The organism is Streptomyces nodosus (genome assembly GCF_008704995.1).
GTDB classification, from domain to species: domain Bacteria; phylum Actinomycetota; class Actinomycetes; order Streptomycetales; family Streptomycetaceae; genus Streptomyces; species Streptomyces nodosus.
The window spans coordinates 6,746,431-6,767,403 of the sequence record NZ_CP023747.1; the positions used below are offsets into that span (position 1 = coordinate 6,746,431).

Genomic DNA, 20,973 nt, shown 5'->3' on the forward strand with positions numbered 1-20,973 from the left:
AGACCGTCGTGATCGACTACTACTCGACCTCGGCCGAGTTCTACGAGCTGGTGGCCACCCGGCACACCGCCAGCAGCGGTCCGCCGCTGACCCGCGTCCTCGCGGGCCTGGACACCTCGTACGGCCCCGTCCTGGAGATCGGCGCGGGCACCGGACGCGTGACCGAGGTCATCGCCGCCGCGCTGCCCGAGGCGGAGATCCTCGCGGCCGAACCGTCGGCCACCATGCGGGCCATGCTCACCTCCAGGGTCGCCCGCGACCCGGATCTGCGGCGCCGCGTGACGGTGGTCGACGGCGCCGCCCAGGACCTCGACCTGCCCGAACGGCTCTCCGCCGTGGTCATCTTCGGCGTGGCCGGTCATCTCACCGTCCCCGAACGCGTGGCGTTGTGGAAGCGGCTCGCGGCTCGTCTGCCGGACGGGGCGCCCATCGTCGTGGAACTGATGGGGGTCTCCTCACCACGCGTCATCCCACCGGTGATGTCCCTCAGGGAAGTCATCGGGCACCAGACGTACGAGTGGTGGATCGGCGGCGAACCCACCGAGGGCGACGCCATGCGGTTCACCACCACCTGGAAGGTCCTGCGCGACGGCCGCACCGTGCGCGAGGTCGCCGACAGCTACGACTGGCACACCTTCGACGTCGCCCGGCTGGCCCGAGAGGCCGGCATGACCAGCCGCCGCATCACCGAGGCCGGCGGCAGGCCCATCCCCGAAATCGGAGTACTCGTCAAGTGAAGTCACAACCGTCCGAGCCGGGCCCGGACTCGGTGTCCCGAGACCCGGCAGCCGCCGGCGCGGGCACCGAGGCACCCCCGAGCCCGCTCCGCGCGCTGGCCGAGCCCGTCCAGGGCCGACTGGCCGTCGCCGTAGCTCTCCAGGCCGTCGCGGCCCTCGCCGGAGTGGTCCCGTTCATCGCCGTCTCACGTATCGCCGGCCGCCTCACCGGCGGGTCCCCCGCCGGCGGTGACGTCCTCTGGCCGTTGGTCACCCTCGCCTGTGTGGCGGGCCTGCTCGCCCTGGCGTGCGGAACGGCGGCCGGTGCCCTCGCGCACCTCGCCGACAACGAGCTCCAGCTCACCCTCCGCCGTCGGCTCGCCCGGCACATCGGGCGGCTGCCGCTCGGCCGGCTCACCGACAAGGGCACCGGCGAGGTGAAACAGGCGGTGCAGGACGACGTGAGCGCGCTGCACACGCTGTTCGCCCACACCCTGCTCGACGTCGTCGCCGTACTCACCGCCCCGCTGCTGGCACTGGCCTACCTGTTCACGGTCGACTGGCGCCTCGCCCTGGTCAGTGTGGTGCCCCTGCTGCTGGGGGTGTTCCTGTTCAGCCGTGCCATGGCGGGCGCGGTGGCGCAGATGGCCGAGTTCGGTGCGGCGCTCGGGCGGATCTCCGCCGCCGCCGTGGAATTCGCGGCCGGTATCGCCGTGTTCAAGAGCTTCGGGCGCGGACGCAAGGCCCATGAGCGTTTCGTCGGTGCGACCGAGGGGTTCGCCGACTTCTTCTCCGGCTGGGTCCGGGCCACCCTGGTCACCTCCACCGCCGCCGTCCTGGTGGTCGCCCCGGCCGTCGTCCTGCTGCTGCTGTCCGTGGTGGGCGCGGTGTTCGTCACCAGCGGCTGGACGACCGGCGCGGAACTCGTTCCCTTCCTGCTGCTGGGCCCCGCCGTCGCCGCTCCCATGGGCGTCGTGGGTCCCCGCATCCAGCAGATCCGGGCCGGCCAGGCCGCCGCCGTACGCATCACGGCGCTGCTGCACACCCCCACGCTCACCGAGCCCGCGACCCCCGCCGTGCCCGACGGCCACCAGGTGTCCCTGCGCGGGGTGTCCTTCTCCTACGACGGGCACACCGACGTCCTCCGTGACGTGGACCTCGACCTCGCGCCCGGCACGGTCACCGCGCTGGTCGGTCCCTCCGGTTCGGGCAAGTCGACCCTGGCGTCGCTGCTGCCCCGCTTCCACGACGTCTCGGCCGGCAAGGTGACCCTCGGCGGCGTCGACCTGCGGGACATCCCCGCGACCGAGCTGTACCGCCGGGTCGGCTTCGTCCTCCAGGACGTACGGCTGCTGCGCGCGAGCGTCGCCGACAACATCCGGCTGGGCCGCCCGGACGCCACCGACGAGGAGGTCGAGCGGTGCGCACGCGCCGCCCGCATCCACGACCGCGTCCTGGACCTGCCCGACGGATACGCGACCGAACTCGGCACGGCCGTCACCCTCTCCGGCGGAGAGGCGCAACGCCTCTCCATCGCAAGGGCGTTGCTCGCCGACGCCCCCGTCCTGGTGCTCGACGAGGCCACCGCGTACGCCGACCCGCACTCCGAGGCGCTGATCCAGGACGCGCTGTCCGCGCTCGCGGCCGGCCGCACCCTGCTCGTCATCGCGCACCGGCTGTCGACCATCCGCTCCGCCGACCGGATCGTGGTCCTGGAGGACGGACGCATCACCGAACAGGGCCGCCACGACGAACTGCTGGCCGCCCGGGGCCGCTACGCCACGCTGTGGGAGGCACAGCGGACCGCGCAGCCGGACCGGACCGACGGCGATCCCGGCCGACCGCCCGCCCCCACGGCCGTGGCCCGGGCGGCGGACGACATCCGAGAGGGAAGTGCACGATGATCCGTCAGCTCTATCGCGTCCTGGGGCCGGAGGGATCCCGCCCGCTGAACCGGCTGCTCGTCCTCCAGAGCGGCGCGGCAGTCTTCCAGGGTGTCGCCTTCGCCCTCCTGGTGCCCGTCCTGAGGGCCCTGCTCGGCACGCACCCCGACGACGTGTGGCCCTGGCTGACGGCGTTCGTCGGCTGCGCGCTCGCGTACACCGCGCTCCAGGGCGCCGCCATCAGCGGCGGGTTCACGGTCGGCTCCCAGCTCTCCCGGGTGCTCCACCGCCGTATGGCGGACCAGGCCCTGCGCCTGCCCCTCGGCTGGTTCACCGCCGGCCGCACGGCCGAGTTCAGCAGGCTGGCCGGACAGAACGTCATCCAGGTGATGAGCACACCGGCCCATCTGCTCCGCCCGTTCATCACCTCCCTCCTCACCCCGGCGACGCTGGTGGTCGCCACCTTCTTCTTCGACGTCCGCACCGCCCTGGTCCTGCTGGTCTGCGCGCCCGTGCTGTTCGCCGTCCAGCTGGCGAGCACGGCGGTGATGCGCCGGCTCGACCTCGGCCGCGACGCCGCGATCGGTGAGTCCGCCGACCGGGTCCTGGAGTACGCGCGCAACCAGCCGGTGCTGCGGGCCTTCGGCCGGACCGCGGAGGGCTACGGGGCGCTGGACGACGCCCTGCTGGCCGAGGCGCGCGCGGACCGGCGGCTCATCGCGCGGGGCCTGCCCGGACTGGTCTCCTTCTCGTTCGCCACCCGGCTCGTCTTCGCCCTGCTGCTCGCGCTGGGCGTGTCCTGGCAGCTCGACGGATCGCTGACCGTGCCCACCCTGCTGGCGCTCCTGGTGCTGCTGGTCCGCCTGATCGACAGCGTCTCCTCCGCCGCCGAGGCCGGCGCGGGCATGCGTATCGCCCGCAACACCCTGGAACGCCTGGGCGCGGTCCTCGACGAACCGCCGTTCCTCCAGCCCGCGGAGCCGAAGACACCCCGCGACGCGAGCGTGGAGTTCACCGGGGTCGGCTTCCGCTACGACGACGGGTCGGCGGAGGGGCCAGCCGCACGTCCGGTCCTCCATGAGGTGACCTTCCGACTGCCCGAGCGCAGCATGACGGCCCTGGTCGGACCCTCCGGCGCGGGCAAGACCACCGTCGCCGGGCTGCTCGCCCGCTTCCGGGACACCACCGAGGGCACCGTCCGCATCGGCGGCGTCGACGTCCGTGAGATCGCCCCCGACGAGCTGGCGGCCCATGTCTCCCTCGTCTTCCAGGACGTCTATCTCTTCGACGGCACGATCGAGGAGAACGTCCGGATCGCCGCCCCCGACGCGGGTTCCGGCGAACTGGCCGAGGCCGCGGCCCTGTCCGGGCTCGACCGCGTGATCGAGGAACTGCCCGACGGGTGGGACACGAGAGTGGGGGAGGGCGGCGCGCGACTGTCCGGCGGGCAGCGGCAGCGCGTGTCCATCGCCCGCGCCCTGCTCAAGGACGCCCCGGTCCTCGTCCTCGACGAGGCCACCGCCGCCCTCGACCAGGAGAACGAGGCGCTGTTCGCCGAGACCGTGCGCACCCTGGCCGACCGCAAGACCCTCCTGGTCATCGCGCATCGGCTGAGCACCGTGGTGAGCGCCGACCAGATCCTCGTCCTGGAGGACGGCGAGATCACCGAACGGGGCACACACGACGAGCTGGTCACGACGGGTGGCACCTACGCCTCTTTCTGGGAGCGGCGGGCCCGGGCGCACGGCTGGCGACTGGAGACGGCGTCGTCATGACCTTCCACCCGGCACCAGAGAGCAACCGGACACAGCGGCAGAGGAAAGGCACCACACGATGAGCACCGGATCGCGGAACATCTGGGAAGCATGGGCGAGGTCCGTGGCCCCGCTCGTCCGCGTGAACACCGGGGAGCCCTGCCCCGACCCGGCGGCCACCGCCACCCGCCTCGCACAGGCGGGACTCGCCGACCAGTACATGGTGTACGAGGGGGAGGGGGGTGTCTGGCACTTCGCGGCCGGCTCCGCCATGAGCGTGACCGCCGACAGCACCGCCATCACCGCGCAGTCCGGTGGACGGACATGGACCTCGCGCACCGACCGCCAACCACTGACGGCGTTCGCCGCCGCGCTGTCCGCTCTGCGCGAGGCGGGCGACGAAGGACGCCACTTCTACGGCTGGGCGGCCTTCGAACTCGCCCATCTCCTCCACGCGGATGCCGCGACGGCCGGGGAGCAGCCTCTGCTGCACGCGCTGATCCCGTCCGTCGAGGTGACCCTCACCGGCGACCGGACGGTGGTCCGCGCGGTGGACGAGGCATGGGCACGCAAGGTCGCCGACCTCCTCGCGGAGCCCCCGGCAGGACGGACCGCTCACGACGAGCCCATGCCCGAGAGGGCCGAGGGCGTCATCGCCACCGGCACCGCCGCCTACGGCGGGGCGGTGTCCCGTACGGTCGGAGACATCCACGCGGGGCTCCTGGAGAAGGCCGTGGTCTCCCGGAAGGTCCCGCTGCCCGCCGAGCCCCGCCCGGACTTCCCCGCGACCTACCTCGCGGGCCGCCGGGCCAATACACCGGCACGCTCCTATCTGATGGATCTCGGCGGTTACCGGGCGGCCGGGTTCAGCCCGGAGACCGTTCTGGAGGTCGGGGCGGAGGGACGCGTCAGCACCCAGCCGCTCGCGGGCACCCGCGCACGGGGAGCCGACCCGGCGGAGAACGAGCGCCGGCGCGCGGAACTGCTCAGCGACCCCAAGGAGATACATGAACACGCCGTGTCCGTACGCCTCGCCTGGGACGAGATGGCCGCGGTGTGCCGCCCCGGCTCCGTCGCGGTCGAGGAGTTCATGACCGTCAGGCCGCGCGGGTCGGTGCAGCACCTCGCCTCGCGGGTGACGGGGCGGCTGCGGCCGGACTGCGGACCGTGGGACGCTTTCGCCTCCCTCTTCCCCGCGATCACCGCCACCGGTGTCTCCAAACGAGACGCCCTCCATGCTCTGGCCCGCCATGAGGACGGACCCCGGGGACTGTACGGCGGCGCGGTGTTCCGGGGGAGCACCGACGGGGACCTCGACGCCGCCCTCGTCCTGCGCACCCTCATCGGCGCGGGAGACGAGGCCTGGCTGCGGGCGGGCGCCGGGGTCACCGCTCAGTCCAGCCCCGAACGGGAGATCGAGGAGACCTGCGAGAAACTCCGCAGCGTCGCCCCGTACCTCAGATTCGCGGCGGACTGAGCCGACGACCCCCTGGGGAGACCTCCCCGAGGTCCCGACCGGCGCTCACCACAACCTCAGGAGGACCGCTCCTCGCCGCTCCGCGCGGATGACCTCAGCCGGCCCGGCGGACGAGTAGGACATGGTCGGTCACCGTGGCGGTCCGGCCGTCCGGGCCGGTCGCCTCCCGCCGTGGCGCGTCGGCTCGTTCGAGGGCCCATTCGCCGGACGGCAGGGCGAGTTGTGCGTAGATCTCCTGCGGGGTGGCGAAGGGCGTGCTCCGGTCCTGGTTCCAGGACCAGGGCGCGATCGATCCGTGGTCGACCACGAGGAGCCGTCCCCCGGGGCGCAGGGCCTCGGCCGCGGTGCGGAGGATCGTGTCGCGGGGCAGCTCATAGGGGGTGTGGAAGTACTGGGCCGAGACCAGGTCGAAGTTCCCGGCGGGGAACGACCGCGCCAGATCATGGCACTCCGCCGTGACGCGGTCGTCAAGGCGCTCGGTGCGGGCGAGGGCGGCCACTCGCTCCACCGCGGTGGGCGCGATGTCCACCGCGGTGACCGTCCAACCGTGGCGGGCCAGCCACAGGGTGTCGCCGCCCATGCCGCAGCCGAGGTCGAGCGCGGCGCCGGGAGGCAACTCGGCGGCCTCCTCCTCCAGAACCGGATTGACCCGGCTCGCCCGGACGGAGCGGTCCTGCGCGCGTTGCCGGTAGAGGCCCTCCCAGAACTCCTCGGGCCTCTGCGCGGCCAGGGCGGCCGCTGTGGGGCCCTGAGGCTGCTGCGCCATGACACGTTCTCCCTTCCTCACGACTGCTCGGATCGCTCTCCGAGACGCCGGGAGAAACCACTGTCGCCGAGGAGCTTGCCGGCACGCGACACATGTTGCCGTTCCCGCAACGACCGGCGGCTCGGCTCCCCTGCGCGCACCACCTCGCCCCTCCCGGAGCGCCTCACAGCGTGGTGGTCGTCTCCTCCCCGGAGGCGCTGCCGGCGAGCCACTGGTCCCATGTCAGATTGAAGGCGGCGTAGCCGTTGTCCGCCGGGGCCTTGGCTCGGGGCGAGCCGGTGATGGTGACGGGGTCGCCCTGCTTGACCTGGTCGTAGAACCACTTGGCGTCCGACAGGGACAGATGGACACAGCCGTGCGAGCCGAGGGCGCTGCCGCTGCCGGGGGTGGGGTCGCCGGTCGAGTAGTGCACATAGGTGCCGGACTGGGTGAGGTGGACGTCCCAGGGCAGCGTCAGGTCGTAGTAGTTCGGGCTGCCCTTCTGGCAGCTGATGCCGACGCTGCAGGAGGTCATGTGGACCTTCTCCTGCTTGTCGATGACGGCCATCGTGCCGTTCCACGTCGGATACTGAGGGCTGCCCGCATTGATCGACAGGGTGCGCACCACCGTGCCGTTGCGGGTCACTCTCATGGTGTGGCCGGGCACCGAGACATCCGCGCGTACGTCGTCGCCGATCGTGAAGGTGTGAGTGTAGCCGTGCACGCCGTAGCGCCCGTTGCCGTTGCTGACGCCCTTCATATCGACGTCGATCTTGACCTTGGTGTCCGAGGGCCAGTACGTCTTCGGCCGCCAGTCGGCGCGCCGGTCGCCGAACCAGTGCCAGGCGCCGTCCACCGGCTGCGAGGTGCTCACCTTCATGTGCTGCTCCACCGTGGCCCGTGCCTTTGCCGCCACCGGGTCGGTGAAGATCACCGAGATCGGCATGGCCACGCCGACCGTGGTTCCCGTCTGCGGGGTGATCGTGTCCAGCAGCATCGGCGGGCCCGCGGGCTTCGTCGGTGACGGAGAGGCGCTCGCAGTCGGCTTGCCCGGCGCCTTCGGGCCGTCCCCGCCCGCCTTGTCACTGCCGCTCCCGCCGCAGGCACTCGCGCCCCACAGCACTGTCCCCATGATGAGTGCGATTCCTATGCCGCCCTTACGCCGCCCCACGACCCGCCCCGTTCTCTCGCTCCTCGGCCCTGACGGACCTGACTCCCTGTCGGACAGCGAGGGCGCGGGCCGCAGTTGCGCGGGTTGTGTAAAAGGTGTCTCAAAGCTCGCCGCGCAGGCCCGGACCGGGGAGCCGGGGGGCGCGGCATCCGGTCGGGTCCACCGGCCACCGGACGGCGTAGCGGGCCGAGCACAGTCCGGCCGCCCCTGAAATCATTCGACACGACATGACATGACACGACATGAATCGACGACGTAAGGCGCTTGTGCGGCGAGAGGGAAACGGATGGACACCGGACGACGGGCCGTCGTGACGGCGGGTGCCGGCGGTACCGGACGTGCGACAGCCCCCGGCGCCGTCGCCGGTCCACGCATCACCGGAAGGACCATCCCCGTCGACGGCGGCTCGAAGGCCGCACCGTGACACACGACGAGGACACACCTCTGGTCGGCTGGAGTCGCTGGCCTCGTCTCCTCCCGGCCGCGGTGCTCCTCGTCGCGGTCGTCGTCGACCTGTTGATCCCGTCAGGCAGCGTGTTTCCGCTGCTGGCGGCCGTTCCCGTGCTGGCAGCCCCCGTGTACTCGCTGCCGGGCACGATCGCCGCCGGCGTGGTGACCGAGGCGGTCGGGATGGCCCTGGGGTACATGAAGGAGAACGTCACCTCCTCCGAACACTTCGTCCGGTCCTCGAGCGTCGTGGTCCTGACCGTGCTGGCCGCGATCCTCAACCGGGTGATGGCCAAAGACCGGAAGCAGTTGAAGGACGCCCGCGAGGTGGCCGAGGCCGTCCAGCGGGCGGTGCTCCCCGCCCCGCCCGCCCGGGTCGGTCCGCTGGCCGTGGCCTCCCGGTACCGGGCCGCCGCCGAGGAGGCGGCGATCGGTGGTGACCTCTACGCCATCCATGCCACACCCGGCAGTGTGCGGATGATGATCGCCGATGTGCGAGGGAAGGGACTGGGCGCGGTCCGAACCGTCAACAGGCTGCTCGGCGCCTTCTACGAGGCCGCGGCTCACATCCCCGATCTGACGGGCGTGGTCGACCGTCTGGAGGAGCTCATGCAGTGGGCGGGTGCCGAGGAGGAGTACGGCCCTGAGTCCTTCGCCACCGCCGTCCTCATCGACGTCCCCGACGACGGCTCCGCCATATACATGATCAATCTGGGACATCCGGCGCCGCTCCTGGTTCACCGGGGCCGCGCGAGCCCGCTGGAGCCGTCCGCCCCGTCGCTGCCCCTGGGCCTGGGCGACCTGGGCCGCACCCGGGTACCGGTCGATCGGTACACCCTGCCGCACGACGCGATCCTGGTGCTGTTCACCGACGGCCTGGTGGAGGCACGCGACCGCCACGGCGCCTTCTACGATCCCGTGCCGGTCCTGTCCCGTCCCCTCTCGACGGGCCCCGGTGCGATCCTGGACGCTCTTCTCGCCGATCTGATCCGGCACACCGAAGGACGCCTGGACGACGATGCCGCCCTCATGGCCGTCACCCGCCTGCCGGACGCGTCCGACGACACTCACAGGACTCGCTGCCGCACCTGAGGGTCGCCCGGCCACACCGCGGGGGAGCCTGCGTCAGTGCAGATCCGCGTGGAAAGGGTGACGGTGATCGGCAGGGCAGGTGAAGATCCGCAGCTCGCCCCACCGCCCTGTGACGACTCCCGTCTCATCGTCGCCGGCCACGGTGGACAGCAGCGTCATCTCCGTGCCGCACATGCGGCGATGGCGGGGCCACCGGTCTGCTGGCCACATCAGCGGTTCGACGCCGACGCAGTTCCACGACGGGGCTCATGTCGGCCTGTCCGGCGGGCGGATCCCAGTGCTCGTTGGGGCACCACAGAAGGTGCATGAGGTTGGCGTCAGCGGGCCACCACGGGCCGGGCACGTCCCGCTTGAGGACCTGGACCACCGGCACCATGGCAGTGGCAGGCAGGCCGAGGACAGGGCCTTCCGCCATGCAGAGTGAGTTGATCCTTTTGATCTCCTACCCGATAAACTCCCCTGCGGCGCTGCGAGTTGACGCAAACACACTCGGTCGCCTCGCGCCGTGTGCTCGACGCACACGGCGCCTGCACACCCTCTGTTCGATCGTTTGCTTCGAAGGATGCAGATGGAACTTGCCACTCCGCCCCCGGCGGCGCGGGCTCCGGTCGCCCAGTACAGCTGGTGGCTGATGCCTCTGGCCTTAGGAGCCGGAACCGTCGCAACCGCGGTCGCGGGCCCCGACCAGGTTCAGATACCCGCGACGTTCGCCGGCGCCGCGGCCACCGCGGCCAGCGCCGTCTGTGTGGGACTCCTCGTCCGCGCCCAGTCCCAACTGCGCCGTACCAAAGAACACTCCCGCACCTCGCAGGACGAGCTCACCCAGCGCTGGGAGCAGCGTGTTGAGGGCCTGGAGACGGATTTCGCGGCCGAGCGCTCCGACCTGAACGCGAAACTGGACCGGCAGGCCGAGAGCTTCAAGGCTCAGCTCGCCGAGCAGGCGCAGACCCACGAGAGCGAGCTCGTCGAGCAGACCCGGGTCCGGAATGAGCAGCTCGCCCTCCAGCGGGCCGTCGTCCGCAGGCTGGGGGACACATACCTCCCCGAGGCGCTCCAGCGGCTGCGGGACGGCGAGGCCATCGACGACATCCTGCTGGAGGTCGGCCAGGAGACGGAGGCCGCCCCGGAGCTGCGCGCCGAGCTGCGCAAGGTCCTGCGGACCGCGCTGATCGGTGTGGAGGAGGAGTTCGACCGTTCCACCTCGGCCGAGCAGGCCGTGATCAGTATCGGCAGCCGGATCCACGTACTGACCAGCAAGCTGCGCGGACGGCTGCATGAGATGCAGGGCGAGCACGGGCAACTGCCCGCGGTGGCCCAGGGCCTCATGGAGCTGGACCAGGAGATCGGCCCTGCCGACTGTCTCGCGGCCAGCATCGGCGTGCTCGGTGGTTCGGACCGGCCCGGACGGCAGTGGCAGGAGCCTCAGCGACTGCTCAGCGTGGTCCGTGGCGGCATCGGCCGCATCAAGGACTTCGACCGCGTCCAGGTCCGCTACCTGCCCGAACTCGGCGTCGACGGCAGCCTGGTGGACCACCTCACGCTGATCTTCGCCCACCTCCTGGACAACGCGGCTCGCTACTCGCCGCCCACCGAGCCCGTGGTCGTATCCGGCAAAGAGGTCCCTAACGGCGTCGGTATCGAGATCCAGGACGTCGGCAAGGGCCTGAGCGAGGAGAAGAAGCGCGAGGCGGAGCAGTCCCTCGCGGGCACCTCGAAGGGCCCGGGCATCGGCGGCATCTCGGAGGACGCCAACCTGGGCCTGCGCGTGGTGGGCGCCTTGGCGCGCCGCTACGGCATCAGGGTCACCTTCGCGGACTCGCCCTGGCTCGGCACCTCCGTGGTCATGGTCGTACCGCACAAGTACTTCAGCCCGTTGCCCGCCGCCTCCGTCACCGAGCCGGCCGTCGCCTCCGTCACCGAGCCGGCCTCTGCCGCCGTGGTGGCGCCGGCCCCCAAGCCGGTCCAGGCCGAGGCCGTGGGGACCACCGAAGCGGTGGACACCACCCCCGGTGGACTGCCCAGGCGCCGCAGCACTCGGAGGGACACCGCGGGACCGCAGCCCGGTGCCGCCGACCGCGGCATGGAGACCACGGCCGCAGTGCCGCCCGACGCGTCCTTCAGCGGCCTCGCCGCCTTCGCCGCGGCCGGACGGGCGAGTGACCCACCGAGCGAGACCCCCACGGACCGCGGCCCGGCCGCGGACAGCGAGACGACACCCGTACACGAGTTCGACGAGCAACACACTGAAGAGAGCGACTAGTCATGACGCCGCAACAGGGAACCGATGTGAGCTGGGCGCTCCGCGACCTGACGGAAAGCATCAAGGAGATCCGCTTTGCCCTCGTGGCTTCGAGTGACGGCAAGGCCATTACGTCCTACGGCGCCGAGGACCCCGACGACGTGGACCGCTTCGCCGCCGTGGTCGCGGGCCTGCAGTCGCTGGCCCAGCCGGTGGCCAAGCAGTTCCCGCAGTACGCCGGGCAGCTGCGGCTCGCGATGATCGAGGTCGACGGCGGCCACTTGTTCGTGGTGCGGGCCGGCGTGGAGACCTACCTCGGAGTCCTTGCCAAGGAAGGCCTCGACCAGGGTCTGCTCGGGCACCAGATGAGGGATCTGGCCCGCAGGATGGGCGAACTCCTCGGCACCACTCCGCGGCTGGACGAGCACTCTGGATGAGTGCTCCCCGCCGTTCCACGGACCCGTCCGGTCTTGAGCGCTACTACGTCCTCACCGGTGGCCGCAGCGGGCCGGGCGGTTCCGCGTCGACTCTTGACGTGGCGACGCTCATCGTCTCCCGCGCCGCAGTCGTCCCGGGCATGCAGTACGAGCACGAGGAGATCATCCGGCGCTGCCGCGATGCGCTCTCGGTGGCCGAACTGGGTGCCCACCTCGGATTGCCCTTCAACATTCTCGCGGTGCTGCTGGCCGATCTGCTGGACGCAGGCCGCGTCGAAGCCCGCAATCCCATCCCGGCGTCAGGCGCCGGCCGCGGGCCCGACCTCGCGCTCCTTGAGGAGGTACTCAGTGGACTACGAAGGCTTTGACCACCCCGACCGAAAGTCGGACGGCGGCACCCGCTCGGTGAAGGTGATGATCGCCGGCGGTTTCGGTACCGGAAAAACCACCATGGTGGCCTCGGTCAGCGACATCGAGCCGCTGACCACCGAGGAGACGCTCACCCAGGCAAGCGCCGGCGTCGACAATCTGATCGGCGTGACGGACAAGACGCAGACCACCGTCAGCCTGGACTTCGGCAAGATCGACATCAACGACGAACTGGTGCTCTACCTCTTCGGGACGCCGGGCCAGGAGCGGTTCTGGTTCCTGTGGAACGGCCTGTTCAAGGGCGCTCTCGGCGCGGTGGTCCTGGTGGACACCCGCCGCCTGGCCTCCAGTTTCCGGGCCATCGAGGAGATGGAGCAGCAGAACGTCCCCTTCGTCATCGCCCTGAACGTCTTCCCGGATTCCAAGGAACACCCGATCGAGGAGATCCGCGACGCGCTGGACATCCCTCCGCACATCCCGGTCGTGGCCTGCGACGCCCGGGACCGGACCTCCAGCCGTGACGTCCTCGTGGCACTGATCCACCATCTCAAGGAACGCTCTGCCGCCGCTCTGGAGCCCCGATGACCGACCAGCCCATCAACGGCCCCGACGCTCCCGGCGGCTGCCCCGTCGCGCACGGCGGCGCCGACGACCTCACCCGGCTGTACGGGCCGCAGGCAGCGCTCGACCCGCACGGCATCTACGGACGGCTGCGCAAGGAACACGGGGCCGTGGCGCCGGTGCTCCTCGAGGGCGACATCCCGGCCTGGCTGGTCCTCGGCTACCGTGAGGGCCGCCGGGTGCTCGACAACCCCCGTCAGTTCAGCCGGGATTCGCGTATCTGGCGGGACTGGAAAGAAGGCCGCGTCGAGGCCGCCTCGCCACTGATCCCGATGCTGGGCTGGCGCCCCGACTGTGTGTCCCAGGACGGCGAGCCGCACCGCAGGTTGCGCAGGGCGGTCACCGACAATCTGGAGGCCGTCGCGGGGCGCGGCATCCGCCGCCATGTCACGCACTTCGCGAACAAGCAGATCGATGCGTTCGCCGGCGAGGGCAGCGCCGACCTGGTGGGCGACTACGCCGAATATCTGCCGATGCTCGTACTGACCAGGCTGTTCGGGCTCCCGGCAGCCGAGGGGCGCAGCCTCGCTGTCTCCTGCGCCCAGGTGATCAAGGGTGGTGAGGGGGCCCTCGCCCACAACGACCGCATCATGCAGATCCTCGGGGAACTCGCCGAGCGCAAGCGCGCCGAGCCCGGGCCCGACTTCACCACCGGGCTGCTCAAGCACCATGCCGGCCTCGACGAGGGCGAGATCCTCAGCCATCTGCGGCTGGTGCTGATCACCGCCCACACCACCACCAGCAATCTGCTGGCCCGGGTGCTGCAGTTGGTCCTCACCGACTCGTCCCGTCTCGCGGGGCTGGTGAGCGGCCAGCTGAGCGTCTCCTCGGTCGTCGAGGAGGTGATGTGGAACACTCCGCCGCTGGCCGTCCTTCCGGGGCGATTCGCCACCGCCGACCTCGAACTCGGCAACGCGCACATCAAGGAGGGCGATCTGCTGGTGGTCGGGCTCAGTGCGGGCAACCTCGACCCGCAGATCCGACCCGACTCGGGTGTCTCCGTGCACGGCAACCAGTCGCACCTGGCGTTCAGCAGCGGTCCCCACGAGTGTCCCGGCCAGAACATCGGCCAGGCCATCATCGAGATCGCCGTCGACGTCCTGGTGCACCGGCTGCCGGGTCTGCGCCTGTCCGTGCCGGCCGACGAACTCACCTCGACCGCCTCCACCTGGGAGGCACGTCTGGATCGTCTCCCGGTCGAGTTCGCCGCGTAGACCGCGGGGGTCTGACCGCATCCGACGGTTCCTGCCCGGCCCGGACCATCAGGCCGGGCAGGAACCGTGCGTCAGACGGCGAGCAGATCGTCCAGCGAACCCCGCCCCGCCAGCTCGGCGGTGGCGGCCGGGCCCTCCTTGGCGGCCGTGTACCGGCCCGAGGTCAGCGCCCACTGGTAGTTGCCGTTGATCCAGTGCTGGATGGCCTCCACGCCCATCCGGACCTGGACCCGCTGCTCGGCGCTGAGTCCGAGCTCCTCGCACATCTCAGGGACACGTGCCTCGAGTTCGAGGTACTCCTCGAGGCAGTCCATGGTCATCCGGTACGCCTCCTCGGCGGCCTCCTCCCAGGTGCCGCCGCGCTCCCGGTGCAGCACGGCGATCAGGTTGTGACCGTCTCCCCGGCGCTTCTCGCGCTCGAAGGAGTGGATGTCGTTCATGAACCCGATGGTGTCCGCGGCGACATCCCGCATCCGGACCATCAGTTCGTGCGCCTGCACCTGCGGCGGCACCTCGAAGCCACGGCTGCGCTCGCCCGCGTCGATGCTGTGGTGGATGCCCACCGTACGGCGGCGGAACTCGGCGTACTCCTTCAGGCCGAGCGTTCCGGCCAGGCCCCGGGCCGCCAGGTCGACCTCCTCGGTGTGCGCCACCAGGAACCGCCCCCAGGACGCGGCGAACCGGGTCCGCCACGCCAGGGACATGCCGTCCGACAGGATGGCCCAGACCTCCGCCCAGGCCACCGTGATCGGGCAGATCACCCGGGGAGGTGTCCCGGCGGGACGCAGGGGTGTGGCGATCAGCTCCCGTGCCACCTCGGCTATCCGGTCCGCACGGTCGGGACTCCCGGCGTCGAACTGGTCGTCGAAAAGGAAGGCGAGGGAGAACCAGTTCATCAGGACGACCAGGTCGTCAGCGGAGGCGTGGGGGTAGGTCCGGGCGGCGGCCTGGGGAAGGTCCCAGGACCGGTACTCCTCGAACCCGTCCTGGCTGCGCACCAGGCCCATGTCCCACACCCAGCGCAGGTGGCGCTCTCGGGCGTACTGGATGTGCTCGCTGACAGGGGTGTCGAAGGGGAGGTCGAATGTGACGTCCTGCGGCATTGCCGTCCTCTCAAGAGACGATTCACAGGCTCCGTCCCTGCGAATGGGCGATTGGGAATGACGCCCGCTGACTCAAACTGCACCTTTTGAGTTGTAAGTTGACCACTCAAGTACCCTTCGAGGCTGCCCAGCGGCTAAACGATCTATGCTGCGAGATCCGACACGCGTGATGCAGGTGTGCGCTGCGGGGGTGTCGAGCGGCTCGCACGGCGTCGCCGGCCCCTGCGGTGGTACGACGCCGGGCGCGGGGTGTGACGCAGCGATGACTCCGGACGGGCATCTCCGACTGTGCTCGTGGGCATGAATCGGCCGCACCGTACCCCCACACGAGGAGTGCAGAGCGCCGTGAACGACTCGCCCGCCGCAACCGCCCCCACGCCAGCCGCACCGGGACGGCTTCCCCTGATCGGCCACGCCCACCGGCTCGCCCGCGATCCGCTGCCGTTCTTCACCTCGCTGCGCCGGCACGGCAGTGTGGTCCGTATCAACATCGGTCCGACCCCCGCCTATGTCGTCACGGACCCCGCGCTGACCCGCCGTGTCCTGGTGACGGATGCCGTGCATTTCACCAAGGGCGGCAAGATCATCGATGCGCTCCGGATGTTCTTCGGCGACGGACTGGCCACGGTCGCCGACGGCGACACCCATCTGCGCAACCGGCGGCTGATGCAGCCGATGTTCAACAAGGCCCACATCGCCACCCGCGGCGACGCCATGATCGACCAGGTGCGGTCGATGGTCGGCGCCTGGCGCGCGGGCGAAGCACGCGACGTGTACGCCGACATGAACGACATCACCCTCGCCGCGTTCCTGGTCGCCCTCTTCGGCACCGACCTGCCCGGCCATCTGCAGGACGAGTTCACCGCCCTGATGCCCGCCATCATGAAGGGCACGATCCGGCAGACGGTCCTGCCCTCCTGGATCACCCGTCTCCCGCTGCCCGCCAACCGCGCCCACACCGCCCGCGTCGCCCGGCTGCGCGCCCTCATCGACCAGGCCATCGACCATCGCACCCGGGCGGCGGCGGACGGCGCGGCCGAACCGGCCGGCTGTCCGCACGCCGCCGGGCAACAGGCGCCGCAGGAGGGCCTGTTCACCACCTTGCTGACCGCGGAGGACCAGCTCACCCGGCAGCAGCTCCAGGACGAGGCCATCACCCTGCTGACCGGGGCGATCGAGACCACCGGCACCACCCTGGCCTGGACCCTCTACGAGATCACCCGGCACCCCGGCATCGAGGAGCGGTTGCGCGCGGAGCTCGCCGCGGTCTGCCAGGACGGTCCCCTACGGTACGAGGACCTCGACCGTCTGCCGTACGCCCGCCGGGTACTGCAGGAGGCCGTCCGCAAGTACGGGCCCGCCTGGATGGTCACCCGCACCGCCACCCAGGACGTCGACCTGGGCGGTCATCGCATTCCGGCAGGGGCCGACGTCGTGTGGAGCCCCTACCTCCACCAGCACGACCCCGCCTCCTTCCCCGACCCCGAGGTCTTCGACCCCGACCGCTGGACGCCCGAGCGTGCCTCCGCCACCCGCGGCTCCTTCCTGGCCTTCGGCGACGGCCGCCGCAAGTGCATCGGCGAGAACTTCGCCTGGAGCGAGCTGCAGATCATTCTGGCGACCGTCCTGCAGCTGTGGCCCCGCTTCGACCTCACCTCCCGGCCCCCGCGCCCGCAGGCCGTCGTCACGGTCAAGCCCGACGCGATGACGATGACGTTCCGGCAGGCGGTCGACGGGACCAGACCCGTCGACGGGGGCCCCACGCCCGGCCGCGCCCGGTGAGGTGCCGGGCGCGGCCAAGCGTGGGGCAGCGGGCTCGCCCGCCCCGGATCAGTCGCGTTCCACGTCGACGGTGGTCAACTGCGCGTACCGCTCCGGGTCGGTGCGTCGGATGCGGCGCGCCACCAGGAGACCTGCGCAGAACACCACGGGCAGTGGGACGAGCAGCGCGACGTTCACCGTGCCCGAGGCTCCGGTGAGCAGGTCGAACCGCAGGGCCGCGAGAACGGTGAGCACGCTCAGCCCGAGGCAGGAGAGCAGGGGTGCCCACCGTGCCCGGAAGCTGGAGACGCCGTGACGGTCGCGCCGGAAGAATCCGAACACCGCGAGGGCGGCGAGGGCCTGCATCGCCATGATGCCGAGGACACCGGTGCCGTTCGGCCACAGGAAGACCACCGCGTACGGATCGGCGCCGCCGAGGGCTCCGGCGGCGATGAAGACGGCCGCGAGAAGACTCTGGACGACCACGGCGGTGCCGGGGGAGCCATGGCCCCCGGTGACACGGCCGAGCCGACGCGGCAGCAGTCCCTCGCGACCGAGGGCGTACATGTACCGGGCGGCGGCGTTGTGGAAGGCGAGGGTGGCGGCGAAGGCGCTGGTGATGATCAGCACATGCATGATGTCGGGCAGCCAGGAGCCGACGAAGCGGCCGGCCGCGCTGAACACCATGTCGGGCCCGTCCCCGCCCCGCGCGATGCGCACGGCCTCCTCGGGGCCGAAGGCTCCCATGACCACCCACACGGCGAAGGCGTAGAAGACGGCGAGGAAGCCGACGGCGATGAACGTGGCCCGCGGCACGGTGCGCCGGGGCTCGCGGGCCTCCTCGGCGTAGATCGCGGTCGCCTCGAAGCCGGTGAACGCGCCGATGGCCAGGACGAACATGCCCGCCACACCCGCACCGCCCAGCGACCCCGGGTTCAGCACGGCGGGGTCCAGGGCGGCCGTGCCGCGGTGGCCCAGTACACCGCCCTCCAGGATCAGCAGGACGACGACCTCCAGGACCAACGCGAGCCCGAGCACCTTGGCGCTGAGGGTGACCCGGAGCCAGCCGAGGACAGCGACGGCGACGATGCAGATCGCCGACCAGACCCACCAGGGCGCGACGAACCCGGTGAGGTCCGCGACACCGCCCGAGGCGAAGAAGCCGAAACAGGCGACGAGCCCGATCTCCACCAGGTTGTACGAGAGGACCGCGACATAGGCCGTCCCGATGCCGGTGGCCTTGCCCAGGCCACGGGCCACGTAGGCGTAGAAGGCTCCGGCGTTGCGGACGTACAGACTCATCGCGGTGAACCCGGCCGCGAACAGCGCCAGCAGCCCGCCCGACAGGACGTATCCCAGGGGCGTGGCGATCCCGCCCATCGCCATGGCGGCCGGGGCGACGCCTGCCACGGCCGTCAGCGGTGCGGCGGCGGCGACCACGAAGAAGACCAGGTCGAACACGCCGATGGCGGCGCTGCTCAGGGCGGTGCCGCCTTCGGTGGGCGGCGTCTCGGTGTGCGGGGCGGGGGAGACGGGGGCGCTCGGGCGTGCCACGGGGGCACCGCCGGAACCGCTGGAGACAGGCATGGGACTCCTGGCTGGGTGAGCTGAGTGGTCCTCAGGAGAGGGAAAGGTGATGAGTACTTCGTGATGAAGGCGGATAAACCGTGTATTTCCGGATGCGCCTGGGAGAGGGCGGTTGCCTCGCCGCGGTGTCACCAGGCGCGCTGGGCCCCCGGTTCGGGGGCCGGCAGGCCCGCCACCGGGCAGCCGTCGGTCGCGAGGACTCGGCCGGCGTGCATGACCAGCAGGCGCCTGGGGTGTGCGGCGACCGCCTCGGCGACGCTTCCCGCCGCGACGGCGACGAGGTCGGCGCGGCAGCCCGGCTGCAGCCCGTAGCGGTCCAGGCCCAGCGCGGCGGCGGCCTCCGTGGTGACGAGTGAGGCCGCGGTCCGCAACTCGTCGTCGGTCATCAGGTCGGAGCGCAGCCCGACGATGGTCGCCCGCTCCAGCATGTCGCCGGTCCCGTACGGCCACCATGCGTCACGGATGTTGTCGGAGCCCGCGAAGACACGGACGCCGCTTTCACGCAGCCGCAGCACGGGAGGCATGGGTCCGGCGGGCCCGTTGGTGAGGACGGACACCCCCGCCTGTGCCAGCGCCGCGGCGGTACGGGCGAAGGTGGCGGCCTCGACGTCGCCGAGGCAGTAGGCGTGGCTGACCGTCACCCGGCCGCCGAGGCCGAGCGCGCCGGTACGGGCGGCGATGGCGCGCAGCTGTGCGGCGCCGGCCTCGCCGGGGTCGTGCAGATGGATGTCGACGCCGGTGCCGTGCCGCTCGGCAAGCCCGAAGACCACATCGAGCTGTCCGTCGACGTCGCCGTCGAAGCCCTGGGGGTCGAGGCCGCCGACGAGGTCGGCACCTTCGCGCAGCGCCGCGTCCAGCAGGTCCGGTACGCCGGGCGCGGTGACCACCCCGCTCTGCGGAAAGGCGACGATCTGCATCGTGATCAGGTCGCGGACGCGCTCGCGGACCTCCAGCAGCGCATGCAGGTTCGCCAGGCGGGAGTGCGGGTCGATGTCGACGTGCGAGCGGGTGTGCCCGGTGCCGTGACCCACCATTCGGTGCACCAGTGCCAGGGCTCGCTCGGGCACCGGCACGGTGAGCCGCTGCCGGGTCTCGAGCTCGGCCGTGACCCGCTCGCGGATCGTGCCGCCGGTTATATGCGGCTGCCAGGGCGCCCCGAGGAACGTCTTGTCCGGGTGGGAGTGCCCGTCCACGAACGCGGGGAGCAGGAGCGCGCCGCCCAGGTCGACGCGGCCGTCGTCCGTGCCGCCGGCCGTGCCGATCGGCTCCCCGGTGGGCGATATGCGCTCGTCGACGGCTGTGATCAGGCCGTCACGCAAGGACACATCTGCGCGTCGGCCGTCCGGCAGCGTGACATCGGCCAGGACGGAGGGATACGAGGTGCTGCTGTGCATAGGGAGTTTCCGAACGCGTGAGGGTGCTTTCCATGCGCCTCGACCGGGGCCGCGGACACCGGACTGCGCCGTGCGGGCCGAAGGGCACGCACAAGCTACTTGGTATACCGAATACCAGGCAAGGCCTTCTTTCACCTGGTGGGCACTAGGATGGAGCGGCGAACGGCAGGGCACCGGTCAGGAGAAGACGCGAGATGGCGGAGACTACGCGGGACACCAGCATCGGAGCCGGGGACAAGTCCCTGCGCGACCAGGTGTACGAGGCGCTTCGTGAACGCATCATCGAGGGCGGACTCGAACCCGGCCGGCGGGTGGTCGAGCGAAACCTCGCCGCGGAGTTCGAGGTCTCCCGCATCCCGGTGCGCGAAGCCATGCAGCGGCTGGAGACGGAGGGCTTCCTCACCACCCAGCCCCGGCGCGGAACCATCGTCTCCCGGGTCGGGGTGGAGGACACCGCCCACTTCTTCGATGTGCGCGAGAACCTCGAGGCGCTCGCCGCGGACCTCGCCGCACGCCACGCCGACGCGGCGGGCCTGCGCCGGCTGGAGCAACTGCTCCTAGGCGCCCGCCGGGCCGCCGAGCGCGGACGTGCACGTGACCTCGCGGCGCTCAATGCCGACTTCCACCGTCAGATCGTCGTCCTGTCCGGCAATCCGCTGCTCCAGGACCTGATGCAGCCGCTGGACGGGCGGCTGCGGCGGCTGTTCCGGCTGACCGCCGAGCCCGGGGACGGGCCGCTGATGTGCGGTGAACACGAGGAGCTGTTCCGCGCCGTGCGCTCGGGCGACGCGCAGACGGCCGCGCACCTGGCCCGACGGCATGTGGCCAACACCCGGGCCGCCGCTCTGCAGATCCTCGCCGCACGCGCGGCGGCCGAGGGACAGGAGCCACTGTCCGCCGTCGCAGGCCGGTGAGGTGTTCCCACCCAGCAGGCTGTGCGGGCTCCTCGGGCCCGTCCCGGTG

General features: G+C 71.3%; 17 protein-coding genes. 12 read left to right on the forward strand and 5 right to left on the reverse strand.

The features are described from left to right. The first annotated feature begins 8 nt into the window (after positions 1 to 8). The 4 genes from CP978_RS29940 to CP978_RS29955 are packed head-to-tail and all read left to right on the forward strand — an operon-like array spanning position 9 to position 5,830. Positions 9 to 737 carry a class I SAM-dependent methyltransferase gene (locus CP978_RS29940; RefSeq protein ID WP_043446005.1) on the forward strand — a complete coding sequence of 243 codons (729 nt, stop codon included), beginning with the start codon at positions 9 to 11 and terminating at the stop codon, positions 735 to 737. Beyond that, positions 734 to 2,620 carry an ABC transporter ATP-binding protein gene (locus tag CP978_RS29945; protein ID WP_043446007.1) on the forward strand — a complete coding sequence of 629 codons (1,887 nt, stop codon included), beginning with the start codon at positions 734 to 736 and terminating at the stop codon, positions 2,618 to 2,620. Before CP978_RS29940 ends, CP978_RS29945 begins: the two co-directional genes overlap by 4 nt. Continuing rightward, positions 2,617 to 4,374: an ABC transporter ATP-binding protein gene (locus CP978_RS29950; protein WP_043446011.1), complete on the forward strand. Its 1,758-nt coding sequence runs from the start codon at positions 2,617 to 2,619 to the stop codon at positions 4,372 to 4,374. Before CP978_RS29945 ends, CP978_RS29950 begins: the two co-directional genes overlap by 4 nt. A 58-nt stretch (positions 4,375 to 4,432) precedes the next feature. Continuing rightward, positions 4,433 to 5,830 carry a salicylate synthase gene (locus tag CP978_RS29955; protein WP_043446014.1) on the forward strand — a complete coding sequence of 466 codons (1,398 nt, stop codon included), beginning with the start codon at positions 4,433 to 4,435 and terminating at the stop codon, positions 5,828 to 5,830. 94 nt (positions 5,831 to 5,924) lie between these two features. Here the strand turns inward: CP978_RS29955 and CP978_RS29960 are convergent, their stop codons facing one another. Next, positions 5,925 to 6,596 (reverse strand): SAM-dependent methyltransferase, encoded by a 672-nt coding sequence (locus CP978_RS29960; RefSeq protein ID WP_052454373.1) that lies wholly within the window; start codon positions 6,594 to 6,596, stop codon positions 5,925 to 5,927. Between the two features lie 163 nt (positions 6,597 to 6,759). Beyond that, complete coding sequence (locus CP978_RS29965) at positions 6,760 to 7,707, reverse strand: L,D-transpeptidase (RefSeq protein WP_079162381.1); 948 nt, start codon at positions 7,705 to 7,707, stop codon at positions 6,760 to 6,762. Positions 7,708 to 8,166: 459 nt separating this feature from the next. On the opposite strand from CP978_RS29965, the gene CP978_RS29970 reads away from it, so the two are divergent. The 6 genes from CP978_RS29970 to CP978_RS30000 all read left to right on the forward strand — a co-directional run bounded on the left by CP978_RS29970 (position 8,167) and on the right by CP978_RS30000 (position 14,165). Further along, positions 8,167 to 9,285 (forward strand): PP2C family protein-serine/threonine phosphatase, encoded by a 1,119-nt coding sequence (locus tag CP978_RS29970; RefSeq protein ID WP_150478339.1) that lies wholly within the window; start codon positions 8,167 to 8,169, stop codon positions 9,283 to 9,285. A 568-nt stretch (positions 9,286 to 9,853) separates the two neighbouring features. Beyond that, positions 9,854 to 11,545 (forward strand): ATP-binding protein, encoded by a 1,692-nt coding sequence (locus tag CP978_RS29980; RefSeq protein ID WP_043446019.1) that lies wholly within the window; start codon positions 9,854 to 9,856, stop codon positions 11,543 to 11,545. Positions 11,546 to 11,547: 2 nt separating this feature from the next. Continuing rightward, entirely contained in the window at positions 11,548 to 11,961 is a 414-nt protein-coding gene (locus tag CP978_RS29985; protein ID WP_043446021.1) for a roadblock/LC7 domain-containing protein, read from the forward strand. After that, positions 11,958 to 12,329, forward strand: a complete 372-nt coding sequence (locus CP978_RS29990) for a DUF742 domain-containing protein (protein ID WP_043446024.1) — start codon at positions 11,958 to 11,960, stop codon at positions 12,327 to 12,329. Before CP978_RS29985 ends, CP978_RS29990 begins: the two co-directional genes overlap by 4 nt. Continuing rightward, positions 12,310 to 12,915 (forward strand): GTP-binding protein, encoded by a 606-nt coding sequence (locus CP978_RS29995; RefSeq protein WP_043446027.1) that lies wholly within the window; start codon positions 12,310 to 12,312, stop codon positions 12,913 to 12,915. The genes CP978_RS29990 and CP978_RS29995 overlap by 20 nt, the downstream gene beginning before the upstream one ends. Continuing rightward, positions 12,912 to 14,165: a cytochrome P450 gene (locus CP978_RS30000; protein ID WP_043446030.1), complete on the forward strand. Its 1,254-nt coding sequence runs from the start codon at positions 12,912 to 12,914 to the stop codon at positions 14,163 to 14,165. The genes CP978_RS29995 and CP978_RS30000 overlap by 4 nt, the downstream gene beginning before the upstream one ends. Positions 14,166 to 14,236: 71 nt before the next feature. Here the strand turns inward: CP978_RS30000 and CP978_RS30005 are convergent, their stop codons facing one another. Beyond that, positions 14,237 to 15,268 carry a 7-epi-alpha-eudesmol synthase gene (locus tag CP978_RS30005; RefSeq protein ID WP_043446034.1) on the reverse strand — a complete coding sequence of 344 codons (1,032 nt, stop codon included), beginning with the start codon at positions 15,266 to 15,268 and terminating at the stop codon, positions 14,237 to 14,239. Between the two features lie 345 nt (positions 15,269 to 15,613). On the opposite strand from CP978_RS30005, the gene CP978_RS30010 reads away from it, so the two are divergent. Beyond that, the gene (locus tag CP978_RS30010) at positions 15,614 to 17,050 is read left to right on the forward strand and encodes a cytochrome P450 (protein ID WP_242647095.1); all 1,437 of its coding nucleotides are present in this window, start codon (positions 15,614 to 15,616) and stop codon (positions 17,048 to 17,050) included. A gap of 48 nt (positions 17,051 to 17,098) precedes the next feature. Here the strand turns inward: CP978_RS30010 and CP978_RS30015 are convergent, their stop codons facing one another. Continuing rightward, the gene (locus CP978_RS30015; RefSeq protein ID WP_079162382.1) at positions 17,099 to 18,616 is read right to left on the reverse strand and encodes an APC family permease; all 1,518 of its coding nucleotides are present in this window, start codon (positions 18,614 to 18,616) and stop codon (positions 17,099 to 17,101) included. Positions 18,617 to 18,744: 128 nt separating this feature from the next. Further along, on the reverse strand, positions 18,745 to 20,010 hold the full coding sequence (locus CP978_RS30020; protein ID WP_079162383.1) for an amidohydrolase family protein: 1,266 nt from the start codon (positions 20,008 to 20,010) through the stop codon (positions 18,745 to 18,747). A 194-nt stretch (positions 20,011 to 20,204) separates the two neighbouring features. Between CP978_RS30020 and CP978_RS30025 the strand changes: the two genes are divergently transcribed. Further along, positions 20,205 to 20,924 carry a GntR family transcriptional regulator gene (locus tag CP978_RS30025; protein ID WP_043446036.1) on the forward strand — a complete coding sequence of 240 codons (720 nt, stop codon included), beginning with the start codon at positions 20,205 to 20,207 and terminating at the stop codon, positions 20,922 to 20,924. Positions 20,925 to 20,973: the final 49 nt, after the last annotated feature.

Excerpts from the sequence above, each read along its gene's own strand:
- CP978_RS29950 (WP_043446011.1), top strand. The coding sequence starts at position 2,617 with ATGATCCGTCAGCTCTATCGCGTCCTGGGGCCGGAGGGATCCCGCCCG.
- CP978_RS29955 (WP_043446014.1), top strand. The coding sequence starts at position 4,433 with ATGAGCACCGGATCGCGGAACATCTGGGAAGCATGGGCGAGGTCCGTG.
- CP978_RS29960 (WP_052454373.1), bottom strand. The coding sequence starts at position 6,596 with ATGGCGCAGCAGCCTCAGGGCCCCACAGCGGCCGCCCTGGCCGCGCAG.
- CP978_RS29965 (WP_079162381.1), bottom strand. The coding sequence starts at position 7,707 with ATGGGGACAGTGCTGTGGGGCGCGAGTGCCTGCGGCGGGAGCGGCAGT.
- CP978_RS29980 (WP_043446019.1), top strand. The coding sequence starts at position 9,854 with ATGGAACTTGCCACTCCGCCCCCGGCGGCGCGGGCTCCGGTCGCCCAG.
- CP978_RS29985 (WP_043446021.1), top strand. The coding sequence starts at position 11,548 with ATGACGCCGCAACAGGGAACCGATGTGAGCTGGGCGCTCCGCGACCTG.
- CP978_RS29990 (WP_043446024.1), top strand. The coding sequence starts at position 11,958 with ATGAGTGCTCCCCGCCGTTCCACGGACCCGTCCGGTCTTGAGCGCTAC.
- CP978_RS30000 (WP_043446030.1), top strand. The coding sequence starts at position 12,912 with ATGACCGACCAGCCCATCAACGGCCCCGACGCTCCCGGCGGCTGCCCC.
- CP978_RS30005 (WP_043446034.1), bottom strand. The coding sequence starts at position 15,268 with ATGCCGCAGGACGTCACATTCGACCTCCCCTTCGACACCCCTGTCAGC.
- CP978_RS30015 (WP_079162382.1), bottom strand. The coding sequence starts at position 18,616 with ATGCCTGTCTCCAGCGGTTCCGGCGGTGCCCCCGTGGCACGCCCGAGC.
- CP978_RS30020 (WP_079162383.1), bottom strand. The coding sequence starts at position 20,010 with ATGCACAGCAGCACCTCGTATCCCTCCGTCCTGGCCGATGTCACGCTG.
- CP978_RS30025 (WP_043446036.1), top strand. The coding sequence starts at position 20,205 with ATGGCGGAGACTACGCGGGACACCAGCATCGGAGCCGGGGACAAGTCC.